Annotated in this window: 16 protein-coding genes; 6 read left to right on the top strand and 10 right to left on the bottom strand. The window is 39.0% G+C overall.

All coding sequences use genetic code 11. The features are described from left to right. The first annotated feature begins 7 nt into the window (after window positions 1-7). From H7U17_RS13110 to H7U17_RS13135, 6 genes are all read left to right on the top strand, one after another. Window positions 8-1,408 carry a CmpA/NrtA family ABC transporter substrate-binding protein gene (locus tag H7U17_RS13110; protein WP_186757189.1) on the top strand — a complete coding sequence of 467 codons (1,401 nt, stop codon included), beginning with the start codon at window positions 8-10 and terminating at the stop codon, window positions 1,406-1,408. Between the two features lie 159 nt (window positions 1,409-1,567). Continuing rightward, window positions 1,568-2,659, top strand: coding sequence for an ABC transporter permease (locus H7U17_RS13115; protein ID WP_186757190.1), 1,092 nt, complete (start codon window positions 1,568-1,570; stop codon window positions 2,657-2,659). 4 nt (window positions 2,660-2,663) lie between these two features. Next, window positions 2,664-3,548 (top strand): ABC transporter ATP-binding protein, encoded by an 885-nt coding sequence (locus H7U17_RS13120; protein ID WP_186757191.1) that lies wholly within the window; start codon window positions 2,664-2,666, stop codon window positions 3,546-3,548. A gap of 17 nt (window positions 3,549-3,565) precedes the next feature. Next, complete coding sequence (locus H7U17_RS13125; RefSeq protein WP_186757192.1) at window positions 3,566-4,387, top strand: ABC transporter ATP-binding protein; 822 nt, start codon at window positions 3,566-3,568, stop codon at window positions 4,385-4,387. Window positions 4,388-4,510: 123 nt separating this feature from the next. Beyond that, the gene (locus H7U17_RS13130; protein WP_186757193.1) at window positions 4,511-5,131 is read left to right on the top strand and encodes a GNAT family N-acetyltransferase; all 621 of its coding nucleotides are present in this window, start codon (window positions 4,511-4,513) and stop codon (window positions 5,129-5,131) included. 63 nt (window positions 5,132-5,194) lie between these two features. Further along, window positions 5,195-5,782 carry a DinB family protein gene (locus H7U17_RS13135; RefSeq protein ID WP_186757194.1) on the top strand — a complete coding sequence of 196 codons (588 nt, stop codon included), beginning with the start codon at window positions 5,195-5,197 and terminating at the stop codon, window positions 5,780-5,782. A 106-nt stretch (window positions 5,783-5,888) separates the two neighbouring features. On the opposite strand, the gene H7U17_RS13140 is transcribed toward H7U17_RS13135, so the two are convergent. From H7U17_RS13140 to H7U17_RS13185, 10 genes are all read right to left on the bottom strand, one after another. After that, entirely contained in the window at window positions 5,889-6,461 is a 573-nt protein-coding gene (locus H7U17_RS13140) for a pentapeptide repeat-containing protein (protein WP_186757195.1), read from the bottom strand. Between the two features lie 52 nt (window positions 6,462-6,513). After that, on the bottom strand, window positions 6,514-7,227 hold the full coding sequence (locus tag H7U17_RS13145; RefSeq protein ID WP_186757196.1) for a ZIP family metal transporter: 714 nt from the start codon (window positions 7,225-7,227) through the stop codon (window positions 6,514-6,516). A 41-nt stretch (window positions 7,228-7,268) separates the two neighbouring features. Further along, a complete protein-coding gene (locus H7U17_RS13150; RefSeq protein WP_230981413.1) occupies window positions 7,269-7,703 on the bottom strand; it encodes a GNAT family N-acetyltransferase in 435 nt (144 codons plus the stop codon). Window positions 7,704-7,721: 18 nt separating this feature from the next. Continuing rightward, the gene (locus H7U17_RS13155; RefSeq protein ID WP_186757197.1) at window positions 7,722-9,401 is read right to left on the bottom strand and encodes an N-acyl-D-amino-acid deacylase family protein; all 1,680 of its coding nucleotides are present in this window, start codon (window positions 9,399-9,401) and stop codon (window positions 7,722-7,724) included. A gap of 98 nt (window positions 9,402-9,499) precedes the next feature. Further along, window positions 9,500-10,000: an RDD family protein gene (locus H7U17_RS13160; protein WP_186757198.1), complete on the bottom strand. Its 501-nt coding sequence runs from the start codon at window positions 9,998-10,000 to the stop codon at window positions 9,500-9,502. 44 nt (window positions 10,001-10,044) lie between these two features. Continuing rightward, on the bottom strand, window positions 10,045-10,707 hold the full coding sequence (locus tag H7U17_RS13165) for a hypothetical protein (RefSeq protein ID WP_186757199.1): 663 nt from the start codon (window positions 10,705-10,707) through the stop codon (window positions 10,045-10,047). An 86-nt stretch (window positions 10,708-10,793) separates the two neighbouring features. Continuing rightward, window positions 10,794-11,210, bottom strand: a complete 417-nt coding sequence (locus H7U17_RS13170) for a putative signal transducing protein (RefSeq protein WP_186757200.1) — start codon at window positions 11,208-11,210, stop codon at window positions 10,794-10,796. A gap of 114 nt (window positions 11,211-11,324) precedes the next feature. Next, window positions 11,325-11,645 carry a hypothetical protein gene (locus tag H7U17_RS13175; protein WP_186757201.1) on the bottom strand — a complete coding sequence of 107 codons (321 nt, stop codon included), beginning with the start codon at window positions 11,643-11,645 and terminating at the stop codon, window positions 11,325-11,327. Window positions 11,646-11,780: 135 nt separating this feature from the next. Then, window positions 11,781-12,533: a DUF1835 domain-containing protein gene (locus tag H7U17_RS13180; RefSeq protein WP_186757202.1), complete on the bottom strand. Its 753-nt coding sequence runs from the start codon at window positions 12,531-12,533 to the stop codon at window positions 11,781-11,783. 2 nt (window positions 12,534-12,535) lie between these two features. Continuing rightward, entirely contained in the window at window positions 12,536-13,123 is a 588-nt protein-coding gene (locus H7U17_RS13185; RefSeq protein WP_186757203.1) for a sugar O-acetyltransferase, read from the bottom strand. Between the last annotated feature and the right edge of the window lie 2 nt (window positions 13,124-13,125).

The following is a 13,125-nucleotide window of genomic DNA, read 5'->3' on the forward strand; positions in this document are numbered from 1 at the left end:
TATCGACATGAACTATCTAAAAAATAGCAAGTTGCTAACTTGCCTTGGAATCCTATTGTCTCTATCTACCGTATGGACTGCTTGCAGTAGTGGAAATTCCAAAAATACGGACCAAAAGAGTAGCCTTGATACAGAAAAACCATCTACTTCCAAACTGGCCATTGAAAAGCCCCAACTCACCTTTGGATTCATTAAACTAACTGACATGGCGCCATTGGCCATTGCCAAAGAGCTCGGTTTCTTCGAAGATGAAGGACTTTATGTAACCATTGAAGCCCAATCCAACTGGAAAAATGTGTTGGACAGGGTAATAGATGGACAACTTGATGGTTCTCATATGCTCGCAGGCCAGCCAATCGCTGCTGGAGCAGGATTTGGTAGGCAGGCTGAATTGGTTACACCATTTTCCATGGACCTGAATGGAAATGGCATCACTGTCTCCAATGAAGTTTGGAACAAAATGAAACCAAATGTTCCTACCAATGATAATGGATTGCCGGTCCATCCTATTAAAGCGGATGCATTGGCACCAGTCATCACTGAATACAAAAACAGCGGAAAGCCTTTTAAAATGGGAATGGTATTTCCAGTATCTACCCATAATTATGAAATAAGGTATTGGCTCGGTGCTGCAGGCATCAATCCTGGATTCTATACCGCTGATAATATTCAAGGACAGGTTGATGCAGATGTTTTACTCTCCGTTACTCCTCCACCACAAATGCCCGCAACCCTAGAAGCCGGTACCATCTATGGATATTGCGTGGGTGAGCCTTGGAACCAGCAGGCTGTATTTAAAGGCATTGGAGTTCCAGTGACCACCAATTATGATGTTTGGAAAAACAATCCAGAAAAAGTATTTGTGATGACCAAGAAGTTTGTGGATGAAAATCCAAATACTGCCATTGCCGTTACTAAAGCCCTGATCAGAGCTGGAAAATGGTTGGACACTCCTGGCAATAGACCTAAAGCAGTAGGTATACTTTCACAGCCTGAATATGTAGGGGCAGACTCCGTAGTAATTGCCAATTCCATGACCGGAACCTTCGAATTTGAAAAAGGAGATAAAAGAGCTATGCCAGACTTTAATGTTTTCTTTAGATACCATGCTACTTATCCATTCTATTCTGACGGTATATGGTTCCTAACCCAAATGAGAAGATGGGGACAAATTCCAGAAAGTAAACCTGCAGAATGGTACCATAATACCATCAAAGATATTTACCGCCCTGATATCTGGGAACAAGCAGCAAATATTTTAATGGAAGAGGGCAAACTTTCAGCAGAAGAAGTTCCCAGCACTGATGGTTATAAAGCTCCAACCGCTGACTTTATCGACGGTATAGAATACGATGGAAAAGACCCCATCTCTTATATCAACAGCTTTAAAATCGGAAATAAAAATTAGACAACACCATTAATGTTTTCTGTCAATACAAGGAACTAGCATCGCTTTAACCAAGCCATGAGTTCCTTGTATTACCTCGCCTGAATAAGTGATAATCTATAAAGGACAGCATAGCTATGTCCTAAAATCCAATCATAAAGAACCAAAATCGATCAAGCCATGAAAGACAAGACCATTAAAAGCATGCGATTTATGGGCTTAGGCTTTTTGGAGCCGCTATTTAAAACAATCAGTGGAGAAGAGCCAAAAAAAAACCTCAGTATTTTCATCAAAAAGAGCCTATTCCCCTTGGCGTCCATATTTATCTTTATTCTGTTTTGGCATTTGGGTGCCACTGCACTATTTAATAAAGAAGCTGATGCCAGGATAGAAAAAGCTAGAACAGAACAGGGAGAAGAAGCAGCTATAGCTATGGCCGAATGTATTGCATCCGGAGACATCAGTTGCCAACCCAATACCCTCCCTTCTCCCAAACAAGTCTACCAAGCCTACTTGGCACTTTGGAAGGACCATTTGCAAATTGCAGAAAAGAAAGACGAATTTGAGGAAAAGGTGTCCAAAACCAATGCTGAACGTCAAAAACAAGGGCTAGCGCCAATTACCTATACAGGCAGACCATCCTTTTTGGACCAAATAGGCACTAGCCTAAAAACTGTAGCAGCAGGATTTCTCTTGGCCCTCTTTGTAGCCGTACCTATTGGGATCATCATAGGTTTAAGTGAGGTACTTAGGAATTCTTTCAACTGGCTAATTCAAATACTCAAACCTGTATCTCCAGTTGTGTGGTTATTATTGGTATTTATGATTGTAAAAACGGTCATCACGGATCCCAATATGGACAAGTCCTTTATCATATCATTTATCAGTGTGGGGCTCTGTGCCATGTGGGCGACGTTAGTCAACACCAGCATGGGAGTAGCCAATGTAGACAAAGATTATATGAATGTCTCCAAAGTCCTCAAATTAAGCATTGGCAAACAAATATTTAAAATCATACTGCCTGCTTCTTTCCCTTTGATTTTTACAGGGCTGAGAATTACCGTTTCGGTAGCCTGGATGGTACTGATCGCCATTGAGCTATTGGCCCAAAGTCCTGGTCTTGGCTCCTTTGTTTGGGAAGAATTCCAAAATGGTGCCAGCGACTCCAATGCCAAAATCATTGTTGCCATGTTTGTAATTGGCATCATCGGTTTCCTCTTGGACAGGATCATGTTAACCGTGCAAAATTTCATGACATTCAATAAAGCCTAATACCATGCCTATTCTAGAATTAAAAAACATATATAAATCCTATGGCACTGGCACTTCAAAAGTAGCGGTATTAGATGATATCAACCTAGCTGTTAAAGAAGGAGAATTTGTTGCCATCGTAGGCTTTTCCGGTAGTGGAAAAACTACCTTGATCAATATGATCAATGGACTGGAATCACCAGATACGGGAGAGGTACTTCTTCAAGGTAAACCTGTTACTGGGCCTGGTCCAGACAGAGGAGTTATTTTCCAAAACTACTCTCTTTTGCCTTGGCTAACCGTATTTAAGAATATAAAATTGGCCGTTGATGAAGCATTTCCACAACTTTCCAACTCCAAAAAGGAAAACCATATCCGAAAATATATTGAGATGGTCAACCTGAGCCATGCCGCTCACAAGCTACCCAAGGAACTATCTGGTGGCATGCGACAAAGGGTAGCCGTAGCCAGAGCCCTTGCCATGAACCCAGAAATACTATTAATGGATGAGCCGCTTTCTGCACTCGATGCCCTGACCCGGGGAACTCTACAAGAAGAAATCATCAAAATATGGAGCCAAGATAAGAAAACCGCCATCTTGATCACCAATGACGTCGACGAAGGAATCATCATGGCAGACAGAATAATTCCGCTTACGCCCGGACCCATGGCTACTTTAGGCCCTGAATTCAGGATTGATTTTGAAAGACCCAGAGATGTCACTGCCATCAATAAAGATCCTCATTACAAAAGATTAAGGAATGACATATTGGAATACTTGATAGAAGTAGGAGCTACCAGACAGCAATGCAGTGATCAAAAATACATCCTTCCAGATTTGCAGCCAATAATGCCAGGAAGAGTCTCCATCGGGAGAAAAATTAAAAACCAAAAAGTAAAATATTTTTAACCTAATCCGAAGCTATTATGGAAGCACTATTGAACAAGGAAAGTTTATATATACCTCACTTGGAGGGACAGCCCGATATGCTAAGGTGTGAAGAAATCAGAAAGGTCTATCCAACTCCAAAAGGAGATTATGTAGTCCTTGATGACCTTCATTTATCTATAAGAAAAGGGGAATTTGTATCGATCATCGGCCATTCAGGTTGTGGGAAGTCCACACTTTTGACCATGATAGCTGGCCTCAATGACATCACTGCTGGCCATATTAATGTAGACCAAAAAGCCATCAGTGGTGCCGGTCCAGACCGCGCAGTGGTTTTCCAGTCCCCCAGTCTATTGCCATGGCTTACAGCCCTTCAAAATGTAATGATTGGTGTCAAGCAAGTTTTCCCACACGCCAGCAAAGCCGAAAAATTGGAAATCTGTAAATACTACCTGGACAAGGTGGGGCTTGGAAATGATTTTAATAAAAAAGCCACTTCCCTTTCCCAAGGCATGCAACAAAGGGTAGGTATTGCCAGGGCCTTTGCCTTGAAGCCTAAAATCTTACTTTTGGACGAACCTTTTGGGATGCTGGACTCGCTTACTCGAGGAGAACTACAAGATGTGCTGCTGGAAATTTGGCAAAAAGAAAAAATCACGGCAGTGGCCATAACACACGATGTGGACGAGTCCATATTTTTAGCTGATAGGGTGATCATGATGACCAGTGGACCATATGCCAAAATTGGTGATGAGTTGGTCATCCCATTTGAAAGACCTAGAGTAAGAAAAGAAGTGCTTGAACATCCCGAATATTATGATTATCGAGCTTACCTAATGGATTTTTTAAATCACAAATAAGCGCCATCTAAATGATCTACTATTCCAAATTAGGAAGGAAAACCCCGACCATTTTCCTTCCTCTATTTTTATAATTGCTATCTTGCTGAGGAATAAATCATTTACTTCACACTTCACTTTAGCATGGAAAATTGGTTAAAACACCTCAGCTTAGAAGGAGAAAAAGTCCAACTTATTCCACTAGAAGAAATCCATAAAAAGGGGCTACTAGAGGCCGCTTCTGATGGTAAACTTTGGGAGCTTTGGTTTACATCAGTACCTTCAGAAAATACTATTGATCAATATATCTATGAGGCATTGGCTCAAAAAGAGACAGGAACATCCATGCCATTTGTCATTATAGAAAAATCAAGCAATAAAATCATCGGGTCCACGAGATTTTGCAATGCAGCTCCTGCCCACAGAAGATTGGAAATTGGTTATACCTGGTATGCCAAAAGCCACCAAAGAACTGGGGCAAATGCAGCCTGCAAATACCTTCTACTCCAATATGCTTTCGAAAAACTGAATTGCATTGCTGTTCAATTCAAAACCGACTGGTTTAATACCAATTCTAGGAACGCCATAGCCCGATTGGGAGCCAAACAAGATGGTATCCTAAGAAATGACCGGCTTAATGCCGATGGAAGCTACCGGGACACAGTGGTATTCTCCATTATTGCCCAAGAATGGCATGGGGTAAAAAAGAGTCTGGAATATAGATTACAAAAAAATAGAGCTGCAGATCCCTTACTATTAAAATAATCTCTCAACCACTGTATATCAATAATAGATTTACCATTCCCTTACGGAAAATTAAACAATTGAATGAAAAAATACTATTTAATCATTTCCATATTCTTTGCACTGAGCCACACCTATTCTCATGCTCAAAGCCCAATAAAAAACACTGAAAACCTGCCATTTGGCAATATTACTGAGCATCCGGAGTCCTACAGCCCTGGCACTGTAGCGGGAAGAATGGTAGAAAGCCTCGGCTTTAGGTACCGCTATGCTTCCCAAGACCTCAAAGAAGCAGATTATGACTTCAAAGCAGAGGAATCGGCCAGAACGATTGGCGAAACCATCGAACATATTTATGGATTAAGCATAGTGATTAGAAACGCCGTTATCCAAAAACCTTATGTAAAAAGGGAAAACATAGATTTAGCAACAACAAGAAAAGAAACCCTTCTTATTCTGAAAGAAACCTATGACCATCTCATAAGCATGGATACTTCAGATATGAAAAAAATAAAGATTCGTGATACTTACCCATTTTGGATAGTCATCAATGGCCCTCTTACAGATGCCATATGGCATAGCGGCCAGATTGCAACCCTCAGAAGAGCCAATGGCAATCCCATGCCAAAGGGAGTAAATGTATTCTTGGGCGAGTATAAAGAAGTCAATTAATTTTATCACTTGGGGAGAGTAGTAAGGCTCTTCCCTTTATTTTTTATCAATACTCTTTTCAAATCGAAGCTACTAATTCTTTAACTAGTAAAGCGAAGGAATTTCATTAACTCACAGAAATATCATATTTATCCAATAAGCCCCTGATATTGGAAAGTGAAAACTTAGCCTTCTTGATATTATTCCTTTCTGGATCAATAGATATATTATCGGCCGATCTAAAATCCACTTTGGACAAATTAGCCCTATCAAATACAGCTTCTCTTAAATCGCATTTTTCAAATGAGGAAGCCATCAAATCAGTTTCTACAAATTCCACAGCTTCAAGTCTACATGCTTTAAATTTGGTTTTCTGTAGCTTTAAAGCATAAAATGAGGAAAAATCAAGCTGACATCGCTCAAACTCCATCGTCAGCAAAAACTGATTGCACTTATCAAACCTCAAACCCAAAAGTTTACAATCTAAAAATCTGACATCCTGAAAAGCTGTATGAAGAAGCAAGGCATTGCTAAAATCGCAGGACAAAAATTCACAATCTATAAAAATAATATCCCTTAAATCTTGCCCTGAAAAATCGCACTGACTAAAGGTGCAAGACTCATACTCCCCAAATGTGATGTGCTTATCATTAAAGTCTGTTCCTGAAAATTCTTTATTATCAAAATATGGCTTATTCATTTGATAAAAGTAAAACTTATGCGGTACCTTAGCTCTATGAATTAAAATAAATTTAGAGGACTTTCTCTCCTATCATTCCTACCATGAAACCTAAACAGGCTCCAATACTTCCCCATCTATGGTTCTTCATGGAGCTTTCTGGTGCAATATCCTGAAATAGCAAATACAATATGCCACCACTGGAAAAAACCATTAATTGAGCAGTTATTTCCGGACTTCCACTCAAATAAAAATAACCCAGCAAAGCACCAATAATTCCTGCAAAACTCAGAAAGAACATGAGTATTAAAGTTTTTTTCACCGTAAAACCACTGATCACCACATCTCTAAATGAATTAAAAGCTTCTGGCAAATTTTGCAGTCCTATAAACACTGCTAACAAAGTCCCTGTCGCCTGATCAGTGGCAAATAAAGCGCCCAAAGCAATGGATTCGGGAATAAAATCCATTAGCATCGCTAAAAGCTGAGCCATTTTTCCTCCACTATGAGCCAATTTTTTATCTATGATAAAAAACAGGACTGCTCCCAATGAAAATGAAATTAGCATCGGCCACAAACTTAACTCTTCCAATCCCTTCGGCACCAATACCAATGCCAACGCAGAAAGTAGAATTCCTGCCCCAAAAGCCTGAGCAGTATGGGTAATCTCATACTTTATCCTTCTTTTAAGTATATGATGATCAAAATAATTGGCCAGTAAAGCACCAATAAATACCGTAATTCCAGAAAAACCAGCGTAAAGAATAATTTGAGTAAGGATGTCCATATACTTTCAAATCAAAAATTTGTGATTTATAATGATATGCATTAACCAATGCTATCTTGAGCCACTTGCTTTTCCATAATTACATAGTCTATTCCTCCTTTTTGGAAGGTTTTATCGGTTTTCGCTAAACCAAACTTTTCATAGAATGCTGTTTTCTCTACCCTGGCATTGCACCAAATTAATGCTATTTCATTTTCCTCTAATAACTTTATAACATGGGCCAATAAGTGTGAACCAAATCCCATTCCCTGATGACTCTTGTCAGTAGCAAACTTCCTGAACTGAGCCTTCCCTCCTTCTATAAAAACGGATATAATAGATATTAATTGGCTATCCACTTCCAATCCAAAATGAAGGCCATTATGATCTTCATCGAGTTTAACATAGTCCATTGGCCTATCAGGCCACATGACCCTGTGCCGCAAATCCCAAGTTTGCTGAGGACCAATTCTTTTGATCTGATAATTCTGTTTCAATACATCTTATAATTTAAATTATTCCCAGCCTTTCCAACCTGGTCCCCTGACTACTCTCCCCGGATAGGCACCAGTATGCTCACCATCTTTCAAAACTTGTCTGCCATTCACAAAAACATGGACCATTCCTTCTGCATATTGGTGAGGTTGGTCAAAAGTAGCTTTATCCTGGATGGTTTGGGGATCAAAAATAACGACATCTGCAAAATACCCTGGTTTCAAACTCCCTCTTTTTTTAATCTTTAGATTGGAAGCTGGCAACTCGCTAAGCTTATGGATAGCTTCCTCCAAACTGATCACTTTTTCATCACGCACATATTTTCCCAATAATCTGGCAAAGTTACCATAAGCTCTAGGATGGGTGCTGGAAGTTAAAAACACACCTTCTGTAGCCATGGACTGGGCATCAGAGCCAAAACTCATCCAGGGTAATTTTATCTGGTTTTTGACATTTTCTTCAGACATCAAAAAGTAAACTGTGCCCACCCGGCTTCCATCCTCAATCACCAAATCCATTGCGGTTTCTTCTGGAAACTTTCCTCTAATTTCAGCCACTTCAGCCAGGGTCTTTCCTGTCAAATGCTTCAAGCTATCATTTTTAAATCCTACCAGTATCATCTTATCTGCGGAACCAGCTGCCTGCATCAGACTTTCCCAGTTTTCTGCAGGTGTCCTCATTTCTTCTAGCACTTTAGCACGAATATCGGGATCTTGCAAACGAGCAGACCAAGCTTCATAACCGCCTTCCTGGACCCATGGGGGCATAGCAGCATCCAAACCTGTCGCCCCTGCTGTATAATTATACATATCCGTGGTAATATGAAGCCCAACCTTTCGGGCGGAATCAATTTTGTCCACTACCAATTGAAATTTATCCCAGTTCTCTGCACCACTTTGTTTGAGATGGTAAACCTCTGCCCTAATTTCAGCCTCATCAGCAATTTGGATCAATTCATCCAGACTTTCCAGTAACCTATTTCCTTCACTGCGCAAATGCGATATATACATACCATCGTAGGCAGCAGCTACCTTGCAAAGGGCAATCAGTTCCGTAGTGGTGGAATAAAAAGCTGGCGCATAAATCAAGGAGGAGCCTATCCCCATTGCTCCTTCTTCCATAGCTTCCCTCACCATCATTTTCATGCTATCCAGTTCTTCTTTACTTGGCTCGCGGTCTTCATAACCAACTGTATTTACACGTAAAGTGGTAGCCCCCACAAATGAAGCAATATTGGTAGAAACGCCTTTTGCTTCCAAAAACTCAAGGTATTCGCCTAATGTATTCCATGGTATGTCATATTTAATTTTACCCTGATCATCCTTCATTTCCTTCTTGGTAGCAGAAGTTAGAGGCCCCCAAGAACTCCCCTCTCCAAAAACTTCCAAGGTTACGCCTTGTTTAATATCGCTCATGGACCGGCCATCCTCTATCAAGGACTCTACCGCCCAACTTAGCATATTGATGAAGCCAGGAGCAACTGTTAATCCTTTGGCATCTATTTCTGTGCGAGCCTTTTTTCCCTTAAGATCTCCTATCTCCGTAATGGTATCCGCATTAATAGCTATATCGGCTGAAAAGGCCGCCTTTCCACTTCCATCAACAATTTGCCCATTTCGGATAATAACATCATGGTCAATAGGAGATGAACAAGCCATTAAGCCAAAAAACAATAGTAATAAACTGAATCTAATTGGCATACCAGTACACTTTATTGGTTTGACATACAGCAATATAAGCAATTATCACTATAGGAATAATCGCTATTTCATTGAAATATAGCCAATTGGATAAAAGGCTATACTTTCATTTCTATTCGGCATTTAGTCAGCAGATCGTAGATGCTCGTTCTTCCCTGACTTAATAAAATACTTATCCAATAGCCTAATGTAAGTAGCTGAGGAAAAATCAATAAAACCCAATGCCATAAAGCAGGCTCCTCTTCAATATTGGCAAAGAAAATCATCCAGTGAACACCTGCATGACCCAATTCCCAAGGTAACAATTTCAGCACATTTCTTAACCATACATTTCCGCCAACTACCCTAATCTTTAAGGCCCTTTTTCCCAAGGTACCATGATAGCTGCCGTTTTCACTACGATAAAAATAGATAAAAACAGGTATGGTCAAAGTTAAAAATCCAATTGCTTGGGCTAATAATGGGTGAATACTAGCAGGGTTGATTTGAAGCACAAAATAAACTCCACTAAAAATAGCCAATAATATCAGGGCATAGACCATTATGCAACCATAGTCTATCATTCCAGCCAAAAGTCTCCTGATAACCAATTTCTTCATGCTTGGATTCATAAAAGTTCAACAAAAAGATACGGATATAATGCTTATGACATTTCTGAGATTTCTCTTTTGGTAAAACTCCTAAAGGCCATTTTATAACCTGCAAAGCCAGCAATAATATAAAAAACTAAATCCCAATAATTAGAACTATCTATAATTAATTGAATAATATAATTATAATCAAAAAGAATAAGGACTTCTAAATACTCAAGATCCTCAGCATTGGCAATAAGGCCCATTGACACTATAAAATTACAGAATAGACAAGATACCAAAGCAATGATAGCAGCCAAAATCCCAAAAACCTGATCTATACCCTTTCCCAAATAACGAATGGAAATACCTATTAAGGCCCCAAGGGCAATCACCATAAAAGCCAATCTATGATCAGCCATCAAAGTTATGCTTGCCCAAATAATTGCACCAATTATCCCTATCAATAAACCACCGAAAACTGCCAAGGGAAAATTTTGCTCCAAGCGTAATCTTTCAAAATTATCGGCGTAAAGTATTTCCTTTAAATCCATCCACTCCCTTTCCTGTGCAGGATCTAACTGTAGGTCCACGCTTGAATCATATTTATAGTCAGGACATTCATGGATAAAGTCAGCCTTCTCAGAGGTCAAAGAACAAACCAATCCCTTTTCTCCATCCATCTTACGGAGAGCACAGGATTGACAGTAAGCAAGTCGTTGCTCTTTGGTCATGGTTCAAATCACAGTATAAACTACAACAAAATACTTAAAACTTTATTAAAAGTACATAAAACTATATATAATCGAAAAATTTAAACTTATTTATGTTTATCGAACACTTGATTACAATCCAAACACCTATTATAGCGCTTCACATATAAAGGCAACACAAAAAATATAGCAGACAGTATTATAGCCAAAATTCCCTTTCCATCTCTAAACGAACTCGTCTCTGTACGTATATGAAAGGACTCACAATGAGGACACTTTACTATTTTACCCTTATTATCATAAACCGGTGCTTGATTGAACTTATTTAACAGGCCGATCGCCTTCTCCATACTTTTTTCCGGTACCATTAATTTGATTCCCCCTACTGAAAGGCTTATCAGAGGATTCAGTGTAACCATATTTTCATCCATCAAAAATGTTTGAATCCCTTCACTTTCCAACTTGGTCTTTAGAAGGTGTGCTTCTACTGAATTATCAAAAGTCTTTAAGGTTATTAGGCTCATATATTTTTAATTTATTTCACAAAAAATCATTTGCACCTACACATTACCTATAAATTTAGGATCGTGAAGTCACGGCTTAAGCAGTTCACCACTTTGTAGCTATGATTACGCTGATCACGCTTCGTAATTTTGGCTATAGGGATCAGGCCTTGGACTGTCCTCTAACTCTACTTCTATTCCTCCTATTTTATCGGATATAAGATTATAAACCACACATCCTATAGCTACAGTTATAAATCCTATTAAGCCATAGACAAAAGGCATAAAAATAAATACAATCCCCCTCACTCCTCCACCAAACATAGGGAATTCCATTTTGGAAAATAACATGGTGATTACTCCTGCTGGAATAAAGAAAATAGCTGATATCAAAGTATAGATTACTGCTGCTACTTTGGCGGTCTGAAAGACTCCAAATTTTTTAATTCTTTTCATTAAGTAGATGGATTTTACTGAAAGATTAATTTAAAAAACAAGATTCAAAAAATACTTACTCCTTCAATATACAATTAAGAACTTATTTTATGAATAAACCATTGGATTTTCTCTATCCTCAGTATTCCATATTCATCATATTCCCTTCACCTTTTCCAGCAAATTTTTAACCTGTAAATCCCCAAAACCATATATACTTTCTCGCTTACAAAACTCCCTAAATACCGGCAAAAATTCATCAGTTTGAAGCGCTTGAATGATCTTCATTACACTTTCTTCAGGCCTTCCCAAATCACCCATAGAGGGCCTCCTGGCTAATTCTGCGACTACAACTTCATTCAAGTAATTAAAGTATTTAGGTAGTTCATTTACTAATTCATACATTTCATTGTCTTTTTTCAACAAATAAGCTTCCCAAAGCTTACTTAAGGACAAAAATTCCTCAGGAGATAAACTTCTCTCCTTCTCAAACACCTCTATCAATCCCTGTGTATCCAATCCACCAAAACCATATTCCATACTGGTAAATGGTCTAACCAAAATCACTTCTCCATGATGACTTTTCCTCCTCAACTGATACAAAACATACCAGCAATTAACCTGACAAAATAAGTCATCCTCAAACCATAAATACACACTTGCATCATTGGGGATTGTCTTTATTTTCTCCAGCTCCGGAACGGTCATTTCAAAATAGGTTTTCTCATCAAAATCTCCATAGGCTGAGCTAATAAATCTAGCCCGGTTACGATAAAATTCCTGATCAGTATCACCCCTTAAATCACCATCTACTAAACATTCCCTAAAAACGATAGTTTCCCCAGACAAATCTAATGGAAATCGATCCTTTAAAGCATCTCCATTTAGTATGTGGAAAACCTCTCTCATATCTATTCAATACTTTTAATTACTCTACATGGATTGCCATATGCCAAGACATTATCTGGAATATCCTTGGTCACTACAGCACCAGCACCGATGGTTACATTATCTCCAATGTTTACCCCTGGCATAATACAAACATTTCCACCAATCCAAACATTATCGCCAATAGTCACTGGTTTGGAAGAGGTCCTGTATATTGGTTCATCTGAAGCCTGCTCTCCAGGTCTTCGGATTCTTTCGGAAGCCTTTATGGGATGAGAAGCTGTATAAATTTGAACTCCAGGGGCAATCAATCCATTCTTACCTATCCGAATTATATTATCATCTAAGAATGTACAGTTCATATTGACAAAGGTGTTCTCACCAATGTGAATATGCTCACCATAATCACAGAAAAAAGGCGCTTCTATCCATACCTTCTCTCCCTTTTCACCTAGCAGTGCATTCAAAATAGCCTCTCTCTTTACCATATCTTCAGAGTCCAACAGGTTATAATCTTTAATCAACCTTCTCGCTTTGTGGTATTGTTCTATTAATTGGGGATCCAAGGTATTGTAGATCTGCCCACCAAGCATTTTTTCTTTTTCTGTCATAT

The sequence above is a fragment of the Echinicola salinicaeni genome, assembly GCF_014280965.1.
In the GTDB taxonomy this organism is placed as follows: Bacteria; Bacteroidota; Bacteroidia; order Cytophagales; family Cyclobacteriaceae; genus Echinicola; species Echinicola salinicaeni.

Bases quoted from the DNA above. Each gene is read 5' to 3' on its own strand.
- H7U17_RS13130 (WP_186757193.1), top strand. From the start codon at position 4,511: ATGGAAAATTGGTTAAAACACCTCAGCTTAGAAGGAGAAAAAGTCCAA.
- H7U17_RS13185 (WP_186757203.1), bottom strand. From the start codon at position 13,123: ATGACAGAAAAAGAAAAAATGCTTGGTGGGCAGATCTACAATACCTTG.
- H7U17_RS13135 (WP_186757194.1), top strand. From the start codon at position 5,195: ATGAAAAAATACTATTTAATCATTTCCATATTCTTTGCACTGAGCCAC.
- H7U17_RS13175 (WP_186757201.1), bottom strand. From the start codon at position 11,645: ATGAAAAGAATTAAAAAATTTGGAGTCTTTCAGACCGCCAAAGTAGCA.
- H7U17_RS13115 (WP_186757190.1), top strand. From the start codon at position 1,568: ATGAAAGACAAGACCATTAAAAGCATGCGATTTATGGGCTTAGGCTTT.
- H7U17_RS13125 (WP_186757192.1), top strand. From the start codon at position 3,566: ATGGAAGCACTATTGAACAAGGAAAGTTTATATATACCTCACTTGGAG.
- H7U17_RS13170 (WP_186757200.1), bottom strand. From the start codon at position 11,210: ATGAGCCTAATAACCTTAAAGACTTTTGATAATTCAGTAGAAGCACAC.
- H7U17_RS13160 (WP_186757198.1), bottom strand. From the start codon at position 10,000: ATGAAGAAATTGGTTATCAGGAGACTTTTGGCTGGAATGATAGACTAT.
- H7U17_RS13155 (WP_186757197.1), bottom strand. From the start codon at position 9,401: ATGCCAATTAGATTCAGTTTATTACTATTGTTTTTTGGCTTAATGGCT.
- H7U17_RS13110 (WP_186757189.1), top strand. From the start codon at position 8: ATGAACTATCTAAAAAATAGCAAGTTGCTAACTTGCCTTGGAATCCTA.
- H7U17_RS13180 (WP_186757202.1), bottom strand. From the start codon at position 12,533: ATGAGAGAGGTTTTCCACATACTAAATGGAGATGCTTTAAAGGATCGA.
- H7U17_RS13145 (WP_186757196.1), bottom strand. From the start codon at position 7,227: ATGGACATCCTTACTCAAATTATTCTTTACGCTGGTTTTTCTGGAATT.
- H7U17_RS13120 (WP_186757191.1), top strand. From the start codon at position 2,664: ATGCCTATTCTAGAATTAAAAAACATATATAAATCCTATGGCACTGGC.
- H7U17_RS13140 (WP_186757195.1), bottom strand. From the start codon at position 6,461: ATGAATAAGCCATATTTTGATAATAAAGAATTTTCAGGAACAGACTTT.
- H7U17_RS13165 (WP_186757199.1), bottom strand. From the start codon at position 10,707: ATGACCAAAGAGCAACGACTTGCTTACTGTCAATCCTGTGCTCTCCGT.